Source organism: Cardiobacterium hominis, assembly GCF_900637305.1.
In the GTDB taxonomy this organism is placed as follows: domain Bacteria; phylum Pseudomonadota; class Gammaproteobacteria; order Cardiobacteriales; family Cardiobacteriaceae; genus Cardiobacterium; species Cardiobacterium hominis.
Genome location: NZ_LR134365.1, coordinates 1968549 through 1991721, shown reverse-complemented (window position 1 = coordinate 1991721; position 23173 = coordinate 1968549). Strand labels below are relative to the sequence as shown.

The following is a 23173-nucleotide window of genomic DNA, read 5'->3' as shown; positions in this document are numbered from 1 at the left end:
CGTGCACCACAAAATCCACACAACGCTCTGTGCAAAGCGCATTTATTTATGATGATAGCTGTGAATCTCTGTTTACTCTCCCTAAAAAAAGACTAAGATAACGCACGATTTTTAACATAACCGGAGTGTCATTATGGGATTAATTATTGGTTTTATCACAATATTATTGGTGGGCTTTCTCATCATTCGTGGCTATAACGCCAAAGGCGTGCTGTTCGTCGGCGGTGTGGGATTACTGTTAATCGCGGTCGCACTCGGCAAGGCGATTGGCGGCGAGAAATCCACCGGACTGTTTTTCGTCGATATCAGCAACCTCATCTTCAGTCTGATGGAAAAACGCGGCGGCGGCCTCGGTCTGCTCATCATGGTGCTGATTGGCTTTTCCGCCTATATGTCGCACATCGGCGCGAACGACACCGTCATCCGCGTTCTCTCGCGCCCGCTCGGCCATATTCGCTCGCCGTATTTCCTTCTGCTTGGCGCTTTCTTCATCGGCAGCCTGCTCTCGTTTGCCATATCGTCGGCGACCGCACTCGGCGCGTTTTTGATGGCAACGCTGTTCCCGATTCTCACCAACCTCGGCATTTCCCGCCCGTCGGCCGCCGCCGTTTGCGCCACCACGGCGATGCTGACTCTCGCCCCGACTGCGCCGGATGTGGTGCTAGCGGCAGAGCAGGCAGGCATTCCCGTCAAAGATTACGCCTTCAGCTACATGATTCCGATGAGCGTGCTGGCGATTCTCGCCACCGCCGTCGCGCATTTCTTCTGGCAACCGTACTGCGACCGCAAAGAAGGCCTGCTGCCGCAGGGCGGTGGCGAGCGCATCCAGATGGACTTGTCCGCGCTGAAAAAAGCGCCGACCTTTTACATGATCCTGCCTTTCCTGCCGATCGCGGGCATGCTCATCTTTGATGGCAAAGTCCCGATCGCCGGGCGTGTCATGCCGGAAATGTCGCTCGGCGCGGTGGTGGTGCTGACGCTCATCATCAGCCTCATCATCGAATACTGCCGTCATCCGCGCGCCAAAGACCTCTACGAAGGGCTGGAAGTCGCCTATAAAGAAATGGGCGCAGCCTTTGCTGGCGTAGTCATCCTCTTAATTGCCGCCGGTGTTTTCGCCGAGGGACTGAGCAATATCGGCTTCGTCGATGAAATGATTGCGCTAGTAGAAAAAAGCGGCGCCGCAGGCGTGACGATGATGTTCGCGCTGGTGGGGGTGACGCTGTTGGTGGTCGTCGCCTCCGGTTCAGGCAACGCAGCGTTTTATGCCTTCGTTGAAATCGCGCCGAAAATGGCGGCAAAACTGGGCATCAATCCCGCCTATCTCATCCTGCCGATGCAACAGGCGTCAAACGTCGGCCGCACCCTGTCGCCGGTATCGGGGGTCATCGTGGCGGTTAGCGGCGCGGGTAACCTCTCGCCGATGCTGCTCGTCAAACGCACCGCGATTCCGACCCTCGTCGCGCTGGCGGTGGTGGTGCTTTACACGCTGATTTTCGTGCCGCTGCATTTACCAGCTGCGCCGTAAAACAGACGCGAAAAAGCAAAGGGCGGGATTTCCCGCCCTTTTTTCTGGAACGCTTAAGTGTCAGCAGCGTAAATGCCGCTCAACCCGGCTTGCCGTCAATTCTTGGCGAGAACCAGATGCGGGTGTAGCCGTGCAGCAGCAGGCAAAAGGCGACAATCCACAACACTTGCGCCGCGCCAATCCACAGCAGGAACTGCGCCGGGGCGGCGAGCGGTAGCAGGATGCGGCAGATGAAGCCGAGGCAGAGCAGGTAGAGCGCGAAAATGAGCAGGCGCGGCGGTTCGTGAATATTGCGGCCGGAGTGGCCGAGGCTGACCCGTGCCATCATGGAGAGCGTCAAGAGGCCGATGCCGGAGAGGGCGAGGGTGTGCATCGCCAGCGAGTCGCTGACCTGCGACCAGAACAGTTGACTGCCGTAAAGCAGGAAACCGAAGACCATGCCGGCGAGCGAGAGGTGCATGCTCCACAGCAGCGGACGGTGCCAGATGCCACGGGTGTACCAGCCCGCGAGACGCCAGCCGTTGCAGGCGGCGGTGGCGAGGGCGAAGACGGCAGCGGCGTTCTGCCACGGCGTAAACACCTTCAATATAAAGAAAGCGGTAAAAGTAATGAGACAGGCGCGGTCAAGCAGGGCGCTGTTTTTCGGGGTGAAGGGATAGCCGACGCCGCGCTCGGTGAAAAACGGCGTTACCCGCCGCCCGATGGTGAGGACGATGGCGAGGATGGTGAAAACGCCGAGATAGAGACTCCAGAGGATACCGCTCGCAAAGCCGAGCAGGCCGCTGATAAAAAGCGTTTGGCCGATGGCGAGCAGCCCCATTTTGGAGACCAGCCCCATTTGCCGCCATTGCTTGACGGCAACGACGCGCTTTGCGACGGCATACAACCCGCCGAGGGCGAAGACGAGGTCAAAGCCCGCGGCGATGAGGTGCAACGAGGGCGCAAAGGCAAAAAGCAGGCGCGCGGCAAACCACGGCAGCCAGTAGAAAAAGAGCGGCCAACCGTGCGGCATCGGTACGCCGGTCCAGTTCTGCACGGCAGTAAAAAGAAAACCGGTAACGACGGCGGCGGCGTAGCCGTAGATCATTTCATGACCGTGCCACCACTGCGCGACAAGCCCGCCGATCACAGGCTGATGCCCTTGATAAATCACGAGCCAGGCGAGCATGGTCAGCACGGCAAAGGCGGCTGCGGAGAAGAAAAAAAGGCGAAAACCCAGATTGAGTATCGCGGGGTAGCGGGTCATTGATTTACTCCTGAAAGCATGGCGGGAATCGCCGGTTCAAATACAAATATAGCCATCCCCCGAAAGCCTCATACGGTGTTGCGTCGCTTCGCCGTACAACCGCGTACTGTCTTCAGCGACGCGCCTTGTCTGAGGCTTTCGGTGTATCGCTATATATCGTCTGGCTGCGGATTTACATACACATCGAGCGCTCAGCTGTATGTGGCGAATTGTCAAACCAAGTGCAACACTTCATCAAAATACACTTCATAAGGCGTCCTCCACTGCAAACATTTGCGCGGTCGGTTATTCAATGCCAGCACCGCCTTTTCAATGTAATCATCTGGATATTGCGCAATATCCTGATGCTTCGGAAAATATTCACGCAACAGGCCGTTGGTGTTCTCGTTTGTCCCGCGCTGCCACGGCTGGTACGGCGGCGGAATGTATATTTTTATCCCCAACGCCTCCGCCACCACCGCATGCCGCGCAAATTCCTTGCCCCGGTCCGGCGTGATGCTGTGTACCGTCTGCCCGCGCAAGGCTTCAATCATCGCCGCATTCACGCCGTCCGCCGTCTTCTTCTCCAGCCGGACGCACCGCAGATAGCGGCTTTTGCGGTCAACCAACGTCAGCAACACCGCACCACCCACCACGCCTGCAACGGTATCAGCTTCCCAGTCGCCCATGCGCTCCCGCGCCTGCGCCTCTGGCGGACGCGCCGACAGCGCATGCTCAACCGGGAAGTTATCACGTGTCGGCTCGCCCTTGCGCCGCCGCTTCTTGCCACGGTGGCGCAGCCTTTGCTTGCCACTTATCACCCAGTCGGGGTCATTGAAACGCCCGGCGTAGATACCGCGGTAGATAGTGGCGTAGCTGATGGCGTGCGGACGGCCTTCGTGGCGCAAGCGGTACTGAATCTGCTCCGGCGACCAGTGCAGTTTCAGAAACCTCTCCTTGACCAGGGCAAAAAGTTCCGGGTCATCAAGTTTACGCTTGCGGCGGCAGAGCTTACGCCTGCTGTCGTATTTCTCCTGCGCCTTGCTGGCGTCATAGTTTTCGCCATCGCTATTGCGCTTCAGTTCGCGCAAGATGGTGCATCTGTGGCGCTTCAACATGGTGGCAATAGCGGCAGGGCTATGACCTTGGTTGAACAAGGTCATTATGCAACCCCGCTCAATGGGCGTAATATGACGGTAGGCATCCATTTTCGGTCTCCTGCAATGTTTTGATGTTTTTTGCAGTATCGCTTATGGATGTCTTTTTTGTAGCTGTTGCACTTGAATTGTAAATTCGCCGTAAACGGCAAGCCGCACTCACATTGAGCCAACAGCATAGCATCGCCCGCGCCCGCCGCCGATGATAGAAATCAATCATCATGCGGGGCGGAAAACGCAGAAAATTAAATCCACATCAGGCAAAACAAATCCGCATCTTTTGTTAAAATTTCGCGTCATTTTTCAATCCACAAGAGAACCCCAAAATGTTCAGAAAATCGCTACTTGCCGCCATGATTGGCGCCATTTCCCTCGCACACGCCGCCGATTGGAACGCAGAAACCCTCGCCACCGCCCGCCAACAGGCAGAAGCGGAAATTAACCAATATTTGCGCGACGGCAGCGGCCCCATCGCCCGCTTCGCCAATGCCGACATCCGCACCTGGCGCGAGCACGCCAAATACGGCAAAGGCAAAAAAGGCGAGCCGCGCAACTTCGCCCACCTGCAAAACGGCGGCGAATTGCTGGCAAAAATCGCCGCCAGCGCGCCCTATGAAGAAAAAATCCGCTTCCTTGCCTTGCTGGCCTCTGCGCCGAGCGTGCGCAACTCGATGGGCGCCTATCTGAACGACAACCTCGCGCTGTACGAAGCCATCATGGAAGATGACCGCAACAATGCCGCCTTTGCCCTGGCAGCTCTCGCCAAAATCCAGCCCGACCTGGACGAACAACAGCAACAAACCTACCGCAACCTGCGCCAGCGCTTTGGCTTTAACCTTGACAACGTCAGCGTGGACAACAACCAGGACAAACCGCAAATCTGCGCCGAATTCAGCGATATCGTCCTCGCCGAGCCGCTGCAAGACTGGCGCAAACGCATCACCATCACCCCTGCCGCCGAAGGCGAAGCGCGCTACAGCGGCGACAAAATCTGCTACACCGGCGTCTGGCAGCGCGAATACAAAATAACCATTGACCCGAAACTGGCGGCGAAAAACCACCTCGAACTGGGGCAGACAGAAGAACGCAACATCGACACCGGCGACCGCGCACCGATGGTACGCTTCGCCACCCGCGGCAAAACCCTGGTACTTGACCCGGAAGCGGCGCTGACCATCGAAAGCAGCAACGTGGATGCCGTCGAACTCGAACTGTGGCAAATCCCGGACAACAACCTCGCCGGCGACGCGCATGACGCCATCGACAACCCCGAATACTTCAACACCTACGACCTCAACAACAACGCCAGCAAAATCTGGACAGGCAGCTTTGAACCCGAAAAAAGCGCGCGCAACAGCGTCGTACAAAGCCGCGTCGCCTTTGCCGACATGGCGGGCAAAGAAACCCGCAGCGGCGTGTACGTCCTCACCGTGCGCGCCAAAGACCAATACGAAAACGCGCTGCTGGGCTTCACCGTCACCGACCAGGGACTGACCGCCTACCAAACCCCGGACGGTCTGCTCGCCGAACTGCGCGACCTGCGCAACAACCAGCCCATCGCCGGACAAAACGTCACCCTCTACGCCAAAAACAACCGCATCCTCGGCGAAGCCAAAACCGACGCCCAAGGCATCGCCCGCTTCAGCGCCGCACAAACCGGCGGTGAAGATGCCGACGCCCCCGGCCACCTCATCAGCCAGCACGACGGCCACCTTGCCTACCTGCGCGTGGCCGGACAAGAAATCGACCTCTCCGACAAAGGCCTCTCCGGCGAAGCCGAGACCAACCGCACCCTCACCCACTGGAGCTGGCACGACCGCGGCGTTTACCGCCCGAAAGACACCATCAACGCCCTGTGGCTGTTCAAAACACCAGAAGGCAAAGCCTATAGCGACAGCCCGCTCTGGCTGGAAATCCGCCGCCCGGACGGCGCACTCGTCCACAGCGAACTGCTGAAAGCCGACGACAGCGGTGCCTACCGCTACAGCGCCGACATCCCCGCCAACGCCCGCCTTGGCAACTGGCAAATCCGTCTGAGCCTCGGCAAAGACGGCGCGCGCCTCGTAGACGAAACCTACCGCGTGGACAGCATCGTACCGCGCCAAATCGAGAGCAAACTCACCATCAAAACCGAAGGTGACAACCAGGCCAGCCTTGACCTCAAAGCCGACTGGCTCTACGGCGCGCCCGCAGCCGACCTGCAAAACGACGGCGTCTGGCGCATCACCCAAGGCGACCTCGCCAAAACCTACCCGGCGTGGACGGGCTGGCAAATCGGCCGCCACGACGAAACCGTCGCCGCCTACGACCAACAACGCATCGCCGCCGCCAACACCGACAAAGACGGCAAACGCCACATCGAACTCACCCTGGAACGCCCGTTTGACACCCGGCCGCAGGCACTGTGGGCGATGACCACCCTCACCGCGCCGGATGGCAGCCCCATCGCCGCCGAAAACGAAACCCTGCTGCCGCGCAGCGCGCCCTACATCGCCCTGAAAGCAGGCGACAACAACGCCCAAATCGCCCTCATCAACGACAAAGGCGAACAACAAAGCAACAACCTCAAATGGACCCTGTACCGCGTAGAGCGCGACTGGTACTGGTACTACAGCGACGGCGACTGGCGCTACGAAAAAAACGACAGCCGCCAACCTGAAAAAACCGGCAGCATCGCGACCGACGGCAAAACCCCGGCGACCCTCGAACTGCCGCTCACTAACGGCCTCTACGTACTCGAAGTCCAGGGCGATGACCCCGCCAGCGCCGCCAGCATCGAAATCGCGCGCGGCTGGTACGGCGAACCGGGCAACAACAGCCCGTCCACCATCACCCTCGCCACCGACCACCCGACCTACAAACACGGCGACACCCTAACCCTCAACCTCGAAGCCCCGTTTGACGGCGCCGCCAGCGTCAAAATCGCCAGCCGCGACGCCATCATCGCCAGCCACGACCTCACCCTCAAAAACGGCAAAGCCCAACTCCAAATCCCGTGGCAAGACGACTGGGAACAAGGCGTGTGGCTGCTCGCCAACGCCTGGAACGACAAAAGCGACGACCACAACCGCCGCGCCGTCGGCCTACAATGGGTTGGCGCCGACCTCGCGCACCGCCGCCTCACCCCGCAAATCACCGTCCCCGAAAATACCCAGCCCGCACAACCGCTCACCGTGGGCATCCACGTGCCAGAGGCGGGCGAAAACACCTGGGTGAACGTCGCCGTCGTAGATGACGGCCTCTACCAACTCGCCGCCGAAAGCTTCCACGACCCGCTGGAAGCCTTCTACGGCAAAAAACAACTGAACATCAGCCTCTACGACACCTTCGGCAACATCATCCGCCAAACCAACGCCCGCCTCGCCGCATTGCGCAGCGGAGCCGGTGGCGACGAAAGTGCGAGCGAGCGCGCTGCGCTGGCGGCATTGCCCGACCTTGACCTCATTCTTGTTGCCAACTGGAGCGGCCCGCTCAAACTCGACGCCGACGGCAACCTCCAATACACCGTACCGCTGCCGCACTACAACGGCCGCCTGCGCATCATGACCGCCGCCTGGAACGCCGACAAAACCGGCAGCGGCGAACAAACCGCCATCGTCAAAGCGCCCGTCGTTGCCGAACTGCAAAGCCCGCGCTACCTGAGCCAGGGCGACAGCGGCGTCTTCACCCTGCGCCTGCACAACACCACCGACAAAGCGCAGAACCTCAACATCAAACTCGAGACCGAAGGCCTCGAACTCGCTGGCGAACCCATCCCGGAAAGCACTCTGGCACCGGACCAAGTCGCCACCCTGCGCTACCCCTACCGCAGCAACAAAGCGGGCGACGCACACATCAAAATGGCCATCAGCGGCGACTACAACGAAACCCTGGAGCGCCGCATCCCGGTACGCGCGCCGACCCTGCCGCAAGTACGCAACCAGTACCAGCGCCTGGACGCCGGAGCGACACACGAATACACCGACCTCGCCGACGCCCGCCTGACCCTGAACAGCGGCATCCCCTACAACGCCGAACCCTACCAAAAACAACTCGCCGACTACCCCCTGGGCTGCAGCGAACAAACCACCGGCAAACTGTGGGGACTCATTGGCGCAGCCACGCCAGACCGTGACAGCATCCGCCAGGCCGAAAACCGCCTGGCCAACCTCGCCGCCTACGACGGCAGCTACAGCCTCTGGGGCTACGGCAACGCCGACACATGGCTGACCGCCTATGTCGGCGAAGCACTGATCGAACTGCAAAAACACGACCAGCTGCTCAACCCCTCACAACTGGGCCGCCTGCTGAAAAACCTGCGCGAAAACACCGACGGCAGCTACAACGCCGAACGCGCGCACAGCGACAGCTATACCTACTACACCCTGGCCTATGCGGGCGAACCCGTGCGTGGCAACCTCCTGCGCTACCACCGCGAAGCCGGCGACAAACTCGACCGCAACGACAGCCTCGACATCGCCGCCGCCCTCGCGCTGCTTGGCGAATACCAGGCCGCGAGCGAGCGCCTTGCCACCGTCGCTGCCGTCGAAAACAGCAACAGCTACCCGTACAGCAGCACGACCAGCCTCGCCGCGCACAACCTCGTCCGCCTCAAACAACTGGAAACCCTGTGGCAAAACGTCAAAAACGACCCGCAGAACACCGGAGACACCCTGACCAAACTCTACGACGAACAGCGCGAAGCCCTGGCACAAGCCCTCTCGCATGACCGCTACCTGAGCACCCAAGAACTCGCCTGGCTGGTGCGCCTGGCGACCGTCGCGCCCAAACTCGCTGCTGACACCGCCATCGAAATCAACGGCAAAGCCGCGACCTTGGCCGACCTCGAAAAAGCCCCGCATAACGGCAAAGTGCGCATCACCAACCCCGGCAAACAACCGCTGTGGCTGAGCGTGCGCGACCTGCACGCCCCGGCGGCGGCAGAAGCGAGCAGCGAAGGCTGGGAAATCACCCTGCGCTACGAAAACGCGGACGGCACCGTGCTTGACCCGGCCAAACTGCCGAACAACACCGACATCCGCATCACCGCGACCTTCACGCCCAAACTCGACCGCGAAACCAGCCAAAGCGACCTGGTGTACACCTACCCGCTACCGGCCGGCATCACCCTAAGCGCGCTGCGCGACGACAACAACAGTGCGATGGAGCCGGGCGACGACGACGAAGACCGCGTGAACTACCAATACCGGGAAAACCGCGATGACCGCCACATCGCTGCCTTCACCCTGAACGGCGCACCCAAGGCGTTCAGCTACACCATCCATGGACGCACCACCCGCGCAGGCACCTGGCACGCACCGGGGGCATCCATTGAAAACATGTACCACCCGGAAGAACACGCGCGCCAAGCCGCACAACAAATCGTCGTGCAATAACCATCGCGTGAGCCAAACAAAAACCGCCCTCCGGGGCGGTTTTTTTATGAAGCGGGGAAAGAGGCAGCCTTATCGCTATGCCGCATTCTCAAGGCAAATACGGATTTTGCCGCTTTCCGTGTCGAACGGCCGATATGAATATTTGTTCTTCCTGCTCATCAATGACATAGAAAATTTTGTACGGATATAGCCGGACCAGATGCGGTATCGCGAATTTTCCTTCCATACCGAGGCAATCTCCGGCATATGCTCAACCAAGTCTGTAAACAGCGCAAATGCATGAGCCAGTTTGCGGGCGACCAGCGGATTTTCTGTCCGCATATATTCCACTATTTCTCGAACATGGGACGCCGCTGCTTCGCTCCAGATAGCGCTGTACATCAGCTATCCTCTACTAGCGAAAGGAAAAAAGCCTTCGCCTCGCTGGCGGTTAGCACCCTCCCGGCTTTGCGGTCTGCTTCACTGCGAGCAAGCTGCGCTTTCACATCATTGACCCATGCGGTGTATTCCTCGATGCTGTCGAAGATCTCGCCATCTTCGCCAATGACACGTGCCTGACGTTCTGTATATTCTGTTGTTCCTGTAGTCATTTTTTCACCTCTTGGATGCAGTTTGATGTCATGTGTTTATGTTACTACAGAAGTGTGTCCGCCGCTTTCACCCCGCCGCCTTCCAGCGGATGAGGCGGTGCAAAAGGCGGTCGGTAGCGCTATAAAGCGTGAGGGTGATGAGGACCAGCACGGCGAGGGCGGCAAAAAGCAGGTCGGTCTGGGTGCGCGCGTTGGCGTAGGTCATGAGGTAGCCCAGGCCGCTGCTGCCGCCGACCCATTCGCCGATGACCGCGCCAATCGGGGCAATGGCGACCGCGACGCGCAGTCCTGAAGCGAATGCGGGCAGGGCGGCGGGCAGGCGCAGACGGAGCAGGGTGTTGCGCGGCAGGCTGTTCATGCTGCGCGCGAGATCGAGGTAGCCTTGCGGGGTGCGGCGCAGGCCGTCGTAGGCGGCGGTGGTGATGGGGAAGTAGATGATGAGCACTGTCATGAGGATTTTCGGCAGCATGCCGAAGCCGAACCACAGGGTCAGCACCGGCGCGAGCGCATAGACCGGGATGGCCTGCGAGGAGACGAGCAGCGGCGAGAGCAGGGCGCGCAGCAGGCGGCTGTATTGCAGGGCGAGCGCGCTCAGGATGCCAAGTGTGGTGCCGCTGATGAGTCCCAGCCCGACTTCGGCGAGGGTGACGAGTGCGTGTTCGGCCAGTTGGCTGCGGGCGCTCACGATTTTTTGCAGGACGGCAAGCGGCGGCGGCAGGATGTATTTGGGGGTGCCGGTGGCGAGGATGAGCGCTTGCCAGAGCGCGAGCAGGACGGCGGCGATGGCGAGGTGGCGGAGTGCGGTTTTCATGCGCCGAGTGCCTCCAGCAGTTGCGCCGGATCGCTGTTTGCGGGCAATTCGCGCAGGCCGTGGTCGAGGATGTAGAGGTGGTCAGCAAGGCGCAGCGCTTCGGCGGGGTCGTGGGTAATCATCAAGACGGTTTTGCCACGTAGCAGGCGGGCGGCGAGGTTTTGTAACTGGTAACGGGTGACGGCATCGACGGCGGAGAAGGGCTCGTCCATCAGTAGCAGGTTGCGGTTTTCGTAGAGGGTGCGGGCGAGGGCGACGCGCTGGCGCTGACCGCCGGAGAGGTGTTGCGGGTATTTGTGTGCGTGTTCGGCGAGGCCGACGTCGGCGAGTAGCTGTGCGGCGCGGCTGTTGTCGGCTTTTTCGCCGCGCAGGCTGGCACCGAGGGTGACGTTGTCGCGCGCGCTGCGCCACGGCAGGAGGTCGTCATGCTGCGCCATCAGGCCGGGCGGGTCACGGGTAATCGTGCCGTCGTAGGGAATGAGTCCGGCGATGGCACGCAACAGCGTCGATTTGCCGACGCCGCTTTTGCCGAGGATGACGTGCCAGCGCGCGGCGGCGAAGGTGTGGGTCAGCGGCGCGATGATGGTGTCGGCGCCGTAGCGCACGCAGAGCTTATGCAGGGTGATGGGGCAGGGCAGGGCGGTCATAGGGTTCTTTCATCAATAAAAAACCGAACCCGCAGGTTCGGTTTCGTCGTGAAGACGGCTTAGCCTTTGGCTTCTTCGCCTTCTTCTTTTTCGTCGCTGCCGCCGTTGTCATTGGCGCTGTTGTTTATGCTTTCGATCGCGGCTTTGCAGAATGATTCCTGCTGGTCGGCAGGAACGGCGGCGACTTGATCCTTGACGATTTTCATCGCCTGATCGCTATAAACGCCGTCTTTTTTCATGTCTTCTTCCATTTTCTTGTAATAGTCGTCACAAGAATTGGCAAGGGCGACAGCCGGGAAGGCAGAGGCGAGCAGGGAAGCAATTAGAACTTTTTTCATATAAGTTTCCTTGTGTTAAAGGGTGAATGGTGTCGTCATTTCGACGGGCAAATGCTAACACAGCTGCGCGCGTTGTCGCCATACGCTTTGGTCAGCGCGCGCCGACGCGGAATGTGCCGCTATAATTGTGCCCTTTTACAGCAGGAGAGAACATGCAAACCTTTGACCTCATTTGTATTGGCGGCGGTTCCGGCGGCATCGCCACCGCCCGCCGCGCCGCCGAATATGGCGCGAAAGTCGCCGTCATCGAAAGCGGCCGCCTCGGCGGGACGTGTGTGAACGTCGGCTGCGTGCCAAAAAAACTGTTCTGGTACGCGGCGAACACCGCCGAAGCCTTGCGTGATGCGCCGCGTTTCTTCGCGGACGTGCCGGAAAACCTGCCTTTCCGCTGGGATGCCTTCAAAGAAGCGCGCGACGCCTACATCGCCCGCTTGAACGGCATCTACGAAACCAACCTCGGCAAAAGCGGCGTCACGCTCATTCGCGGCTTCGCCCGCTTTGAGCGCGCCGATACCGTGCGCGTTGGCGACGATTTGTACCGCGCGCCGCATATCGTCATCGCTACCGGCGGCCAGCCCGTTATCCCCGCGCACATCACAGGCGCGTCGCTGGGCAAAACTTCGGACGATTTCTTCGCCCTCGAACGCCAGCCGCAGCGCGCGGTTATCGTCGGCGGCGGCTACATCGCCTGCGAAATCGCCGGCGTCCTGCAAGCGCTCGGCACCGCCTGCGACATTGTCATCCGCGGCGAACGCCTCTTGCGCGCGCATGATGCGGACATTGCCGAAACGCTGGCCGAGGCGATGGGGGCGCAGGGCATCCGCATCCACCGTGGCGCACAGGTTGCCCGCGTTGCCGAAAATGGCGCAGCGCTCGCGGTAACACTCGATAACGGCGAAACCCTCGCCGCTGACTTCCTCCTCTGGGCGCTGGGACGGCGCGCCAACACCGCCAACCTCAACCTCGCCGCCGCAGGCATCGCCGCGCGCGACACCGGCGAAATTCCGGTCGATGCCTGGCAAAACACCAACGTCCCCGGCATTTACGCCATCGGCGACATCACCGGTGCGGCAGAGCTGACGCCGGTCGCTATCGCCGCCGGACGCCGTCTTGCCGCGCGCCTCTTTAACCACCAGCCGGAGGCGCATCTGGATTACGAAAACATCCCGACGGTGATGTTCACCCACCCGCCGATTGGCGTCGTCGGCCTTGACGAAGCCGCCGCGCGCCGCACATTTGGCGATGAAGCGGTCAAAGTCTATCGCGCCGGATTCTCGCCGATGGCGCGCGCCTTTGCCGCCCATCCGGCGAAAACCCTGATGAAACTGGTCTGCGTTGGCGCGGAAGAAAAAATCGTCGGCATCCAGATGATTGGCGACGGCGTCGATGAAATGCTGCAAGGCTTTGCCGTCGCCGTAAAAATGGGCGCGCGCAAGGCGGATTTTGACGACACCGTCGCCATCCACCCGACCAGCAGCGAAGAGCTGGTGACGCTGCGCTGAACGCTTTAACACAAGGAATCACAAATGAAAAAAACGCTCTTGCTTACCTTGGCGCTTGCTGCTGCGCTTGCCCACAGCGAGACCTTCAACGCGCCGCATACCGACGGCGACAAAAAAGTCGTGCTGGGTGGGGCGGGCGTAGCGCTGACGCCAGAAGTTGCGCAGTTGCACGAACAGGCGGTCGCCGCGCTCTTTTCCGGCCAAGCACGCGCGGCAATACCGCTCCTGGACAAAGCCATCGCCCGCTACGAAAAACAATTTGCTGCCGACCCGCGCCAGCGCTATGCCGCCTCCGGCAACGTCGAGACGCTGTTTTACCTGACCAAAGCGGCGAACGAAGGCAAAGAAGCCTACATCATCGACCCGCGCTGGGCGGAGCTCTACTACCTGCGCGCCTATGCGCACAACGAACTGGGCGAACTGGCGGCGGGCAAGGCGGATCTGGACGCGCTGCTTGCCTTGCAGCCTGCAAACGCGCAGGCGCTGAACGAGCGCGGCTTCTACTACCAGCGCGAAAAAAACTGGCAGGCGGCGGCCGCCGATTTCGAGCAGGCGACAGAATTCAGCCAATGGATTGAAGACACGGCGACGCGGCAGAAAATGTACGGCGCGGCGCAGCGCGGTTTGGGCTTTACCCTGATTGAACGCGGCCGCTGGCAGGACGCGGAGGCGATTTACCAGAAATTGCTGCAAGAAAACCCGCACGACGACCGCGCGCGCAACGAACTGGAATACATCCGCCAGCAGCGGGCGAAGCATCCGGCGCTGTAATCAGACAAACCACCCCCGCTGCGGCGGGGTTTTTATTTCACAAACGGCCACAGCGTCCACAAGGCGGAGGTGATGACGATGGCGCCAAGCATGAAGCGGCTACTGTCGCGGGTGAGCGCCTGCACCAGCGTGCCGGAGAACACGCCGAGGAGCAGCATTGCGGGCAGCGTTCCCACGCCGAAGGCAAGCATCGCCAGCCCCGCTTGCAAGGGATTGCCGCTGACCACCGCGAGCGCCAGCGCGCTATAAATCAGGCCGCAGGGAAGCAGCCCCCAGAGAAAACCGAGGAGGAGCGCGTCGCTGCCCGTTTGCACCGGCAACAGCGACTGCACGAGACCGGCAAGCGGTCGCCACAGGCGCGAGCCGTAGCGCTCCAGATAGCGCAAAAAATTGACGCCAAAAACAATTTGCAGACCGATGGCGAGCATAATCAAGGCAGCGGCGATACGCAGCGACGCGCCCCAGATGGCGTTATAGGCGCGCACGCCGATGAGCGGCAGCAGACTGCCGAAGACGAGGCCGAGAGTGGTATAGCTGGCGAGACGGCCGAGATGATAGACCGGCAGCAGCCGCTTTTTCATGCTGCCGAGGCCGAGCGAGACGCTGATGCCGCCGCACATGCCGATGCAATGCGCGCTGCCCGCAAGACCAGTGGCGAAGGCGGTGAAAATAACGGCGCTGTTCATCCGTTTTTGCGGTCGCGTTGCTGGCGCTCTTCTTCGGTGTCGTCCAAAAGCGGAATCATGCCGGGCGATTCGAGATCGTCAAACTGGCGGGTGCGCACCGCCCAATGGAAGGCAAATACGGCGGCGGTAATGAGGATGACGGAGATGGGGATGAGCAGAAAAAGGATTTGCATGGGGCGGAATAATGCGAAAAGAGCGCATATTATGCGGCAATTCGGCGGGTAACGCTTGCCTTGCGCGGAAATTACCGTAAAGTATGCGAACTGTCGTCATCGTGCCGCTTGCCGCGGCGGCAGTTTTCCCTTCACTCCCATGAGGATATGTATATGAAAAAGGCGCTTCTCACTTCCCTGATTCTGTTCGCCCTCAATGCCCAGGCGGAAAGCGTATTCCGCCGCAGTAATGGCGCCGAACCGAAAAGCATTGATCCCCAACTTGCCTCTGAAAATGCGGGGTCGAATGTGATTTACGATACTTTTGAAGGCCTGGTCAGCAATACTGCCAGTGGTGAAATTACCCCCGGCGTCGCCGAAAAATGGGAAATCTCCGATGACGGAAAAACCTATACATTCCACCTGCGTGAAAACGCCAAATGGTCAAATGACACGCCCGTAACTGCGGGCGATTTCGTCTATGCCTGGCGGCGCGCCGTCAATCCGGCGACAGGCGGTGAATATGCCTTCATCCTCTATCCGGTAAAAAATGCCGAAGCCATTGCCAGCGGCACGGAAAAAAATATCGAAGCGCTTGGCATCAAAGCCATAGATGCGCACACCGTGCAAGTGGAGCTCAATAATCCAACGCCCTACTTCCTGGATCTCACCGCGCATTACACCACCTATCCCATACCGCAAAAAATCGTCGAACAATACGGCGATAAATGGACGCAGCCGGGCAATATTGTCAGCAACGGTGCGTATAAGCTCACCGAATGGAAAGCACAAGCCAATATCGTCGCCGAAAAATCGCCGACCTATTGGAACAAGGACCAGGTCAGCATTGACAAAGTCGTTTACTATCCGACCGAATCCACCGCGACCGCCTTTGCCCGCTATCGCGCTGGTGAAGTGGATTACGTAGAAAGCCTGACTTCCGAAGATCTGGAAACGGCGCGCAAACAATTCGCCGACCAATTGCATATTGATCCCTACCTTGGCATTTACTGGATTGGATTCAATACCGGCAAACCGCCGCTCAAAGATAACGTCAAATTGCGCGAAGCACTAAGTATTGCCATAGACCGACAAACCATCATCGACAAAATTACCAAAGCCGGGCAAATTCCCGCCTATGGACTCGTGCCGCCAGCGACCAAAAACAGCGCACCCTATCAGCCGGAATACGCCAAACTGGATCGCAAGGCACAAATCGAACGCGCCCAAGCGCTCTATGCTGAAGCCGGATATTCCAAAGAAAAACCGCTGAAAATCTCGCTCACCTATAACACCAGCGAAGCGCACAAAAAAATCATGGTTGCCATTGCCGCGATGTGGAAACAAGTCCTGGGTGTAGAAACCGAACTGGTCAATCAAGAATGGAAAGTCATGCTCTCCAACTTCACCCAGGGCAATATCGAAGCCTATCGCTACGGCTGGATTGGCGACTATAACGATCCCTATACCTTCCTCGAAGTCTTCCAGAAAGGCTCGGCAATGAATTACTCCAAATTCAGCAGCGACGCCTACGACGCCAAACTGAAAGAAGCCTCGGCAACCCAGGATTTGGCGGCGCGCGCCAAACTGCTGCAAGAAGCGGAAAAAATGGTGGTCGATGACTACGCCTTCGCCCCGCTCTATTACTACGTCACCGTGCGCCTGCTCAAACCGCAGTTCAAGGGCTACGCCGCCAACCCCACTGGCACCCTGCGCACCCAGTACCTGCATATCGAACCTTGAGAAATTCCATGAATTACAAACTGCTACTCACCACCCTCCTGCTCGCCGCCACCAGCGGCGCGCAGGCTGAAAACGTCCTGCGCCGCAGCAACGACGCCGAACCCGCCAGCATGGACCCACAACTGGCGCAAGGCATGCCGGAAATGCACATCCTGCGCGACATGTTCGTCGGCCTCATCGACGAAGACGCGGGCGCGCACCTCATCCCCGGCGTCGCCGAAAAATGGGACGTCTCGGAAGACGGCAAAACCTACACCTTCCACCTGCGCGACAACACCTGGTCGGACGGCACCCCCGTCACCGCAGGCGATTTCGTCTATGCCTGGCGGCGCGGCGTCGATCCGGCGGTCGGTAGCAAATACAGTTTCTTCCTCTATCCGGTCAAAAACGCGAAAGAAATCGTCGAAGGCAAACAGCCGCTGGACACGCTCGGCGTCAGCGCGCCGGACGACAAAACCCTCGTCGTCGAACTGAACAACCCCACCCCCTACTTCACCGGCCTGCTCATCAACGCCGTCACCTACCCCGTGCCGCGGCATATCGTGGAAAAACACGGCAAAGAATGGACGCGCGCCGAGCATATCGCCGGCAACGGCGCTTACAAAATGCGCGAATGGAAGCCACAATCGCGCATCGTCCTCGAAAAATCGCCCGACTACTACGGCGCACAAGACGTGCAGCTCGACAAAGTCATCTACTACGTCAGCGAAGACAAAAACGCCGAACTGCAACGCTACCGCGCCGGCGAGCTGGACTGGACGGCAGACGTCCCCAACGACCAAATCAAATGGCTGCAAGAAAACTTGAGCGACGAACTGCACATCTACAACTACCTCGGCACCTTCTACTTCGGCTACAACCTCACCAAACCGCCCTTCAAGGACAACCCCAAACTGCGCGAAGCGCTGAGCCTCGTCATTGACCGCGAGCGCATCGTCAAAAACATCACCGCCAGCGGCGAAAAACCGGCTTATGGCTTCGTCGTCCCCGGCATCAGCGGCTATGCGCCCTACCAGCCCGAATACGCCGCCTGGGACCGACAAAAGCGCGTGGAAAAAGCCAAAGCGCTCTACGCGGAAGCTGGTTACAACAAAGAAAACCCGCTGCGCGTCGAACTGCTCTACAACACCAACGACAACAACAAAAAAATCGCCATTGCCGTCGCCTCCCTGTGGAAAGACGCGCTGGGCGTGGAAACCAGCCTCATCAACAAAGAATGGAAGGCCTACCTGAACGACCGCCGCGAATACAACACCCAAGTCTTCCGCGGCTCGTGGATGGGCGACTACGACGACGCCAACACCTTCCTTGACCTCTTCGTCAGCGGCGGCGGCAGCAACACCATCGGCCTGAATGACGCCGAATACGACAAACTCATCGCCGCTGCCGCCAACGAAACCGACCGCGACAAACGCGCCGCCATCCTGCAACAGGCGGAAAAACGGCTGATTGACAGCCACGCGCTCATCCCGGTCTATTACTTCGTCTCCAAACACCTGATCAAACCCTACGTGAAAGGCTACGAAGAAAACGTAATGAACCACTGGCCGAGCAAATATATGCGGCTGGAGAAAGCGCAATAAAGCACGCAGAAAAAACCGCCCTTCGGGGCGGTTTTTTTGATGCGCGGTACGTCAGGAAACGGTGCGCGGACGGCTTTGGTAGTTGCGGTACAGCGCGCTGAAGTGTTCGTATGGGTTGCAGGTGCCGCGATAGCTGGCGGTGAGGCGCTCCAGCAGGATTAGGGCGGGATTTGGGGGTGTTGTTCAGCAAAGAAAAACCCGCAGCGGGGCGGGTTTGCAGAAGGTCAGGCTTCGTAGCGGACGGCGAGGATTTCCAGCATTTTGCGGCCGTCGGGGATGACGACTTCAACGGTTTCGCCTTCTTCTTTGCCGAGCAGGGCGCGGGCGATGGGCGAGGTGTTGGAGATAAGGCCGGCTTTGATGTCTGCCTCGTCTTCGCCGACGATTTTGTAGGTCATTTCTTCGCCGCTGTCGCTGTCTTCCAGTTCAACGGTCGTGCCGAAGACGACTTTGCCGTTTTGCGGCAGGGTGGTGACGTCGATGACGTTGGCGTGGCTCAGTTTGTGTTCCAGCTCGCGGATGCGGCCTTCGACGAAGCCTTGTTGTTCGCGGGCGGCGTGGTATTCGGCGTTTTCTTTGAGGTCGCCGTGTGCACGCGCCTCGGCAATGGCTTCGATAACGCGCGGGCGTTCTTCGCTTTTCAGTTTTTCCAGTTCGGCGCGCAAGGCCTGCTCGCCTTTTTTGGTCATGGGGATTTTTGCAACCATGGGATTTCTCTCTGCTTGTTGGCGTTTTACATAAGAAAAAGCCTTGCCGCAGCAAGGCTTTTGTGTGGCGCGTATTTTACCGGATGTCGCGCCGTTTTGCCCGGCTTTTAGAAGAGTTCTTCGCCGTCGGGGATGTTGCGGTGGGTGAAGAGTTGTGCGTGGATGCGGTCGCGTTCGCCGGGCTCGGCCATGCGGGTTCGCCAGACGTTCATGACGTGTTCGCGCAGGTGTTCTTGCGATTCTGGCAGTTCGCTGACGATGCCGATGCCGGATTCGATGCTGGTCTGGCGCAGGTCGTTGGCAAGGGTGTTCAGGATGGGGTTGTTTTCGACGATGCCGTTGATATCGCTCGCCATGATGGCGTCTTTGCCGTGGTAGAGGCGGCTCGCGTTCAGGTAGGCGAGCATTTCGTACATGACGTCGGCGCTGGCGAAGAAGCTGTCTTGCAGGGCGTCGGCGCGTTGTTTTTGTTCTTGGTATTGGCGGTAGAGTTTGTCGTATTCGCTCTGGGTGTAGAGCGGCGGTTCGTCGGGCGCTTTTTCTTCGGGCTCGGCGCTGACGGCGCTTGCCGCCGCGACCGCCGGGCTGATTTCTTCTTGTAGCAGTTGCCAGGCGGGGACGAGCGGGTTGATGTCGTCGGGGTTGAGGGGGGGCGCGGGTGCGGGTTCGGCGGGAGGGGTGTCGCTCAAGCTGGGTTCTGCCGGGGAGGCGGGGTTGTCCGGCGTTTGTTCTTCTGGGTTTTGGGTTTCCATGTGCGGGTTTTCCTTGCGGTTAGCGGTGTGGATGTGTGTGGTGCGATTGTATGTTTATGTGGTTTTCGTTGTCTATTGCTTAGCGAGCTGTCCCTAAGTCTCTCGGCGCTGCCCGTGCGGTTTACAGGCTGCGGGCGATGGCGCTGGCGAGTTGTTTAACGGCCTGGGCGGTGGCGGCAACAAGGCTGTCCGGGTCGGTTTTGGCAAGCGGCAGTTGTTGTTGGTATTCGTGGTTGGTCGGTGCGGCGTCGCTGCCCGCGTGGCTCACCTGCCATTGGGCGCTGATGAGGAAGCGCTGGTGCGGCAGGTCGGCGATGAGTTCGCGGATTTGCAGGTCAAGCAGCACTTCGGGGCGGTTGTTTTCGGCGAGCGGGTAGGTGTAGAGGCGGCTGTTGCCGGTTTCGGCGGCAATCGCCTGGCGCAGGACGTCGCGCAGGTTTTCGCTGAAGGGGTAGGTCCAGTGCTGGCTTTTGTCGCGGGTGATGCGGCCGTGTTCGTCGTACCAGACGAGGTATTCGCTGTCGTAGTACGGCGGCAGTTCGGTGTAGCGCAGCGCGGTCGCTGTGCCTTGTCGGGTCGGGGTGATGCTGATTTCTGGGCGCAGGCTGTGGTAGGTGTCGGGGACGCTGCCGCAGGCGCCAAGCAGGCTGGCGGTGAGGGCGAGGGCGATTGTGCGGAAGGCGGGCGCCGTCCGGAGGGAGACGGGTTTGTTTTTGTGCTTTTTTGTCAGGTCGGTAAGGCGCATTTTATTCTCCCATGATGAGGACGTTGGGTTTGTCGTCGATTTTGCGCATGACGTCGTTGATGCTTTTCATGCTGCGCTGGACGGTTTTCAGGGTTTCTTGCAGGGTGTAGGTGAGGTTGCTTTCCGGGCCGATGTTGTACAGGGTCTGTTCGAGTTGTTTGCCCAGGGTTTTTATTTGTTTGTCCAGCTGGGCGAGCGCTTTGTCGGTGCTGTCGCCCGCTTTTTGTACGCTCTGCAGGGTTTTGTCCAGTTGTTTGAGGGTCTTGTCGAGGCTTGCGCCGAGGGTTTTGACGGCAGGCGTTGCCAGCGCGCTTTTCAGCGCGGCGGTCGCTTCTTTGGTGTTGTTGGCGATTTCTTCCAGCGGCAGTTTTTTGACGCTGGCGACGATGGCGCTGATGTCGTCAGTCAGCTGGCTGATGCTGCCGGCGCGTGAGGGCAGCACGGGGTAGTTGCTGTATTCGTCTTTGCGCAGGCTGCGGATGTCGTCCGGGTATTGGTTCAGGGTGATGATTTTGTCGCCGGTGATGAGGCTGCCGGTTTCCAGGCTTGCTTGCAGGCCGTGTTTGACGAGGTCGGTGATGAGGTTGCGGTCGCGTTTTTCTTGGCGGTTGACGCGGTCGATGCGATCGGGTTCGAGGGCGATGAGTACCGGGGTGACGGCTGTGTTTTTGGTTTCGTCGTAGAGGAGGCGGATGTCGATGACTTCGCCGATGCTCATGCCGTTGAAGTATACCGGCGCGCCTTGGCGCAGGCCGCGTGTCGTGTCGTCGAAGTAGACGACGTAGTATTCTTTTTCGAAGCCGGTGCGCTCGGTGCTGGCGCGTTCGTTTTCAAAGAGGGTGTATACGGTGCCGGGGCTGGCCGGGGTGTCGTTGGTGTTGAGTGTGGTCGGGGTGCTGAAGGTGATGCCGCCGCGTACCAGCGCTTCGAGGGATTCGACTTCGAGGTTGGCGCCTTCTGCCCCCATGCTGAAGTTGATGCCGCTGATGTTCCAGAATTTGGTGTTGTTGGTGATGAGGTGGTCATAGGGCGCGTGGATGAAGGCGGTGAGGTAGAGGTTGTCGTAGCGCTCGCTGAAGCGGATTTGTTCGATTTGTCCGACGCTGATGCCGCGGTAGTAGATGGCGGTGCCGACGTTGACGCCGCTGGCGCTGTCGGTAATCAGGCGCACGCGCAGGCCTTCTTCGGTGCTCTGGATTTGCGGCGCTTCGTCAAGGCCGGCGAACTGGTTGGCGCTGTCTGCCTCTTTGCCGGGGCTGACGGCGATGTAGTTGCCGGAGACGATGGTGCCAAGGCCGGTGACGCCGCTCGCGCTGATTTGCGGTTTGACGATCCAGAACTGGCTGTCTTTTTTCAGCAGTGGCTCGGCAGTGCGCGACATTTGTGCGGTGACGATGATTTGTTTGAGGTCGTTGGAGAGGTCAATGCTGGTGACGGTGCCGACGGCGAGGTCTTTATAGCGGATTTTGGTTTTGCCTGCTTCCAGTCCTTCGGCGCTGGTGAAGGTGATATGGATGTTCGGGCCGATTTGGCTCAGGCGCGAGTAGGCGAGCCAGAGGCCGATGCCAAGGGCGACGATGGGCAGCAGCCAGAGGTAGCTCAGTCGGTTGCGGGCGATTTCGGGTTCTTGCATGGGTGTTGTTCTCGGTAGTTGTCCCAGATGAGGCGCATGTCGAAGGTTTCGGTGGCGAGCATGGTGAAGACGACAACGGCGGCGAAGGCGAAGATGCCGGGCGCGGGGTTGATTTGCGCCAGCCGTCCGTGGACGAGCGCGCCGAGCAGGGCGACGACGAAGACGTCTATCATCGACCAGCGGCCAACGAAGTGGATGAGTTTGTAGAGGCGGGTTTGCAGGCGCGGCGGGTGGCGCGTGTTTTTGTAGGCGAGGAGATACAGCAGTACCGCGATTTTGAAAAACGGGGTGAAGACGCTGGCAAGGAAGATGATGAGCGCGATGCCGTAGGAGCCGTGGTGCCAGAGCAGGGCAATGCTGCTCATGATGGTGTCGGCTTGCGGTGCTTGGGTGAGGTAGGTGGTGCTGGTAATGGGCAAGAGGTTTGCCGGGAAGAAGAGGACGATGGCGGTGATGAGGTATGCCCAAGTGCGGCTGTAGCTTGCCGGTTTGCGCGCGTGCAGGTGGCCGTGGCAATGCGGGCAACGTTCGGCAGGTGCCTGGACGACGGTGGCGCAGTCAAGGCAGAGGAGGTAGCCGTGGGCGCGGGCGGTGTCGCTAGAGGCGGTAGTCTTCTTCATAGGCAAGGAATATGGCGTCGCTCAGGTCAAAGCGCAGGGTGACGAAGACGGAGCAGAACATCAGCGCGCAGAACGCCCAGAAGCCGGGCTGGAAGGTGATGCTGGCGATTTGCAGGATTTTGACGAGGGTAACGATGACGCCGATGAGGTACACCTCCAGCATGTTCCAGGGCGCCATGTGCGTCATCCAGTGCAGGAATTTGTGCGAGATTTCGTTCAGGAAGCGGTAGCGGAAGCTGATGATGACCCACAGCACCGCGAGCAGGTACCACAGCGGCATGACGATGATGAGCATGCAGACGAGGACGCCGAGGATGTGCAGGTCGTTGTCAAACAGCGCCTTGATGCTGGAGAAAACGGAGATGGTGGTGGTGTCGCCGCTCAGGCTCAGGGTGATGAAGGGGAAACTGTTGGCGATGATAAAGAGGATAAGCGCGGTGAGCGCGTAGATGAAGGCTTTGCGGAAGTCGGCAAGGCCGTCGTCGATTTTGCTGCCGCAGTCGGTGCAGTAGGCGTTTTCGCCGGGGCGCAGCGGCTTGCGCTGATACAGCGCGTCACAGTAGGGGCAGGCGAGCAGTTCTCGTTGCGGCATGGGGCGTAAAGACGAA

21 protein-coding genes are annotated in these 23173 nt (G+C 59.7%); 6 read left to right on the top strand and 15 right to left on the bottom strand.

From position 1 onward, the window contains the following. The first annotated feature begins 133 nt into the window (after positions 1-133). Positions 134-1528 carry an anaerobic C4-dicarboxylate transporter DcuC gene (gene dcuC, locus EL199_RS09690; RefSeq protein ID WP_004141872.1) on the top strand — a complete coding sequence of 465 codons (1395 nt, stop codon included), beginning with the start codon at positions 134-136 and terminating at the stop codon, positions 1526-1528. A gap of 79 nt (positions 1529-1607) precedes the next feature. Here dcuC and EL199_RS09685 read toward each other — a convergent pair whose 3' ends face one another. After that, positions 1608-2774: an NnrS family protein gene (locus tag EL199_RS09685; RefSeq protein ID WP_004141873.1), complete on the bottom strand. Its 1167-nt coding sequence runs from the start codon at positions 2772-2774 to the stop codon at positions 1608-1610. A 212-nt stretch (positions 2775-2986) separates the two neighbouring features. Further along, positions 2987-3961 (bottom strand): IS30 family transposase, encoded by a 975-nt coding sequence (locus EL199_RS09680; RefSeq protein ID WP_126315995.1) that lies wholly within the window; start codon positions 3959-3961, stop codon positions 2987-2989. Positions 3962-4236: 275 nt separating this feature from the next. Here EL199_RS09680 and EL199_RS09675 point away from each other — a divergent pair, with 275 nt between their 5' ends. Next, positions 4237-9285 carry an alpha-2-macroglobulin family protein gene (locus tag EL199_RS09675; protein ID WP_004141876.1) on the top strand — a complete coding sequence of 1683 codons (5049 nt, stop codon included), beginning with the start codon at positions 4237-4239 and terminating at the stop codon, positions 9283-9285. A 75-nt stretch (positions 9286-9360) separates the two neighbouring features. Here EL199_RS09675 and EL199_RS09670 read toward each other — a convergent pair whose 3' ends face one another. The 5 genes from EL199_RS09670 to EL199_RS09650 form a co-directional block, all read right to left on the bottom strand. After that, a complete protein-coding gene (locus EL199_RS09670; protein ID WP_004141877.1) occupies positions 9361-9666 on the bottom strand; it encodes a hypothetical protein in 306 nt (101 codons plus the stop codon). Beyond that, the gene (locus EL199_RS09665; protein WP_004141879.1) at positions 9666-9875 is read right to left on the bottom strand and encodes a hypothetical protein; all 210 of its coding nucleotides are present in this window, start codon (positions 9873-9875) and stop codon (positions 9666-9668) included. Before EL199_RS09665 ends, EL199_RS09670 begins: the two co-directional genes overlap by 1 nt. 67 nt (positions 9876-9942) lie before the next feature. After that, positions 9943-10686 (bottom strand): ABC transporter permease, encoded by a 744-nt coding sequence (locus EL199_RS09660; RefSeq protein ID WP_004141880.1) that lies wholly within the window; start codon positions 10684-10686, stop codon positions 9943-9945. Beyond that, positions 10683-11333, bottom strand: coding sequence for an ABC transporter ATP-binding protein (locus tag EL199_RS09655; protein WP_004141881.1), 651 nt, complete (start codon positions 11331-11333; stop codon positions 10683-10685). Before EL199_RS09655 ends, EL199_RS09660 begins: the two co-directional genes overlap by 4 nt. Positions 11334-11392: 59 nt before the next feature. Further along, positions 11393-11671 (bottom strand): hypothetical protein, encoded by a 279-nt coding sequence (locus EL199_RS09650; protein ID WP_004141882.1) that lies wholly within the window; start codon positions 11669-11671, stop codon positions 11393-11395. Positions 11672-11823: 152 nt separating this feature from the next. Here EL199_RS09650 and gorA point away from each other — a divergent pair, with 152 nt between their 5' ends. After that, complete coding sequence (gene gorA, locus EL199_RS09645; protein ID WP_004141883.1) at positions 11824-13173, top strand: glutathione-disulfide reductase; 1350 nt, start codon at positions 11824-11826, stop codon at positions 13171-13173. Positions 13174-13197: 24 nt separating this feature from the next. Further along, a complete protein-coding gene (locus EL199_RS09640; protein WP_004141884.1) occupies positions 13198-13944 on the top strand; it encodes a tetratricopeptide repeat protein in 747 nt (248 codons plus the stop codon). Between the two features lie 32 nt (positions 13945-13976). Here EL199_RS09640 and EL199_RS09635 read toward each other — a convergent pair whose 3' ends face one another. Together EL199_RS09635 and ccoS are read right to left on the bottom strand one after the other, a co-directional pair. After that, positions 13977-14630: a sulfite exporter TauE/SafE family protein gene (locus tag EL199_RS09635; protein WP_004141885.1), complete on the bottom strand. Its 654-nt coding sequence runs from the start codon at positions 14628-14630 to the stop codon at positions 13977-13979. Next, positions 14627-14803 (bottom strand): cbb3-type cytochrome oxidase assembly protein CcoS, encoded by a 177-nt coding sequence (gene ccoS, locus EL199_RS09630; RefSeq protein ID WP_004141887.1) that lies wholly within the window; start codon positions 14801-14803, stop codon positions 14627-14629. The genes EL199_RS09635 and ccoS overlap by 4 nt, the downstream gene beginning before the upstream one ends. A gap of 153 nt (positions 14804-14956) precedes the next feature. Here ccoS and EL199_RS09625 point away from each other — a divergent pair, with 153 nt between their 5' ends. Beyond that, complete coding sequence (locus EL199_RS09625) at positions 14957-16525, top strand: peptide ABC transporter substrate-binding protein (RefSeq protein WP_232008292.1); 1569 nt, start codon at positions 14957-14959, stop codon at positions 16523-16525. An 8-nt stretch (positions 16526-16533) separates the two neighbouring features. Next, positions 16534-18108 (top strand): peptide ABC transporter substrate-binding protein, encoded by a 1575-nt coding sequence (locus EL199_RS09620; RefSeq protein ID WP_004141891.1) that lies wholly within the window; start codon positions 16534-16536, stop codon positions 18106-18108. A gap of 224 nt (positions 18109-18332) precedes the next feature. Here the strand turns inward: EL199_RS09620 and greA are convergent, their stop codons facing one another. From greA to EL199_RS09590, 6 genes are all read right to left on the bottom strand, one after another. Beyond that, positions 18333-18815, bottom strand: a complete 483-nt coding sequence (greA, locus tag EL199_RS09615; protein WP_004141892.1) for a transcription elongation factor GreA — start codon at positions 18813-18815, stop codon at positions 18333-18335. A 107-nt stretch (positions 18816-18922) separates the two neighbouring features. Further along, positions 18923-19567, bottom strand: a complete 645-nt coding sequence (locus tag EL199_RS09610; RefSeq protein WP_004141894.1) for a hypothetical protein — start codon at positions 19565-19567, stop codon at positions 18923-18925. Positions 19568-19688: 121 nt separating this feature from the next. Next, the gene (locus tag EL199_RS09605; RefSeq protein WP_004141896.1) at positions 19689-20312 is read right to left on the bottom strand and encodes a PqiC family protein; all 624 of its coding nucleotides are present in this window, start codon (positions 20310-20312) and stop codon (positions 19689-19691) included. A 1-nt stretch (position 20313) separates the two neighbouring features. Then, entirely contained in the window at positions 20314-21945 is a 1632-nt protein-coding gene (locus EL199_RS09600; RefSeq protein ID WP_004141898.1) for a PqiB family protein, read from the bottom strand. After that, positions 21912-22565 (bottom strand): paraquat-inducible protein A, encoded by a 654-nt coding sequence (locus tag EL199_RS09595; RefSeq protein WP_004141900.1) that lies wholly within the window; start codon positions 22563-22565, stop codon positions 21912-21914. The genes EL199_RS09600 and EL199_RS09595 overlap by 34 nt, the downstream gene beginning before the upstream one ends. Then, positions 22543-23157 carry a paraquat-inducible protein A gene (locus EL199_RS09590; RefSeq protein WP_004141902.1) on the bottom strand — a complete coding sequence of 205 codons (615 nt, stop codon included), beginning with the start codon at positions 23155-23157 and terminating at the stop codon, positions 22543-22545. Before EL199_RS09590 ends, EL199_RS09595 begins: the two co-directional genes overlap by 23 nt. Between the last annotated feature and the right edge of the window lie 16 nt (positions 23158-23173).

Coding starts and splice junctions, on each gene's coding strand:
- EL199_RS09685 (WP_004141873.1), bottom strand. CDS start 2,774: ATGACCCGCTACCCCGCGATACTCAATCTGGGTTTTCGCCTTTTTTTC.
- gorA (WP_004141883.1), top strand. CDS start 11,824: ATGCAAACCTTTGACCTCATTTGTATTGGCGGCGGTTCCGGCGGCATC.
- EL199_RS09650 (WP_004141882.1), bottom strand. CDS start 11,671: ATGAAAAAAGTTCTAATTGCTTCCCTGCTCGCCTCTGCCTTCCCGGCT.
- EL199_RS09595 (WP_004141900.1), bottom strand. CDS start 22,565: ATGAAGAAGACTACCGCCTCTAGCGACACCGCCCGCGCCCACGGCTAC.
- EL199_RS09665 (WP_004141879.1), bottom strand. CDS start 9,875: ATGACTACAGGAACAACAGAATATACAGAACGTCAGGCACGTGTCATT.
- EL199_RS09675 (WP_004141876.1), top strand. CDS start 4,237: ATGTTCAGAAAATCGCTACTTGCCGCCATGATTGGCGCCATTTCCCTC.
- EL199_RS09670 (WP_004141877.1), bottom strand. CDS start 9,666: ATGTACAGCGCTATCTGGAGCGAAGCAGCGGCGTCCCATGTTCGAGAA.
- EL199_RS09655 (WP_004141881.1), bottom strand. CDS start 11,333: ATGACCGCCCTGCCCTGCCCCATCACCCTGCATAAGCTCTGCGTGCGC.
- EL199_RS09625 (WP_232008292.1), top strand. CDS start 14,957: ATGAAAAAGGCGCTTCTCACTTCCCTGATTCTGTTCGCCCTCAATGCC.
- EL199_RS09620 (WP_004141891.1), top strand. CDS start 16,534: ATGAATTACAAACTGCTACTCACCACCCTCCTGCTCGCCGCCACCAGC.
- EL199_RS09610 (WP_004141894.1), bottom strand. CDS start 19,567: ATGGAAACCCAAAACCCAGAAGAACAAACGCCGGACAACCCCGCCTCC.
- greA (WP_004141892.1), bottom strand. CDS start 18,815: ATGGTTGCAAAAATCCCCATGACCAAAAAAGGCGAGCAGGCCTTGCGC.
- EL199_RS09590 (WP_004141902.1), bottom strand. CDS start 23,157: ATGCCGCAACGAGAACTGCTCGCCTGCCCCTACTGTGACGCGCTGTAT.
- EL199_RS09635 (WP_004141885.1), bottom strand. CDS start 14,630: ATGAACAGCGCCGTTATTTTCACCGCCTTCGCCACTGGTCTTGCGGGC.
- EL199_RS09640 (WP_004141884.1), top strand. CDS start 13,198: ATGAAAAAAACGCTCTTGCTTACCTTGGCGCTTGCTGCTGCGCTTGCC.
- EL199_RS09605 (WP_004141896.1), bottom strand. CDS start 20,312: ATGCGCCTTACCGACCTGACAAAAAAGCACAAAAACAAACCCGTCTCC.
- EL199_RS09680 (WP_126315995.1), bottom strand. CDS start 3,961: ATGGATGCCTACCGTCATATTACGCCCATTGAGCGGGGTTGCATAATG.
- ccoS (WP_004141887.1), bottom strand. CDS start 14,803: ATGCAAATCCTTTTTCTGCTCATCCCCATCTCCGTCATCCTCATTACC.
- EL199_RS09660 (WP_004141880.1), bottom strand. CDS start 10,686: ATGAAAACCGCACTCCGCCACCTCGCCATCGCCGCCGTCCTGCTCGCG.
- EL199_RS09600 (WP_004141898.1), bottom strand. CDS start 21,945: ATGCAAGAACCCGAAATCGCCCGCAACCGACTGAGCTACCTCTGGCTG.
- dcuC (WP_004141872.1), top strand. CDS start 134: ATGGGATTAATTATTGGTTTTATCACAATATTATTGGTGGGCTTTCTC.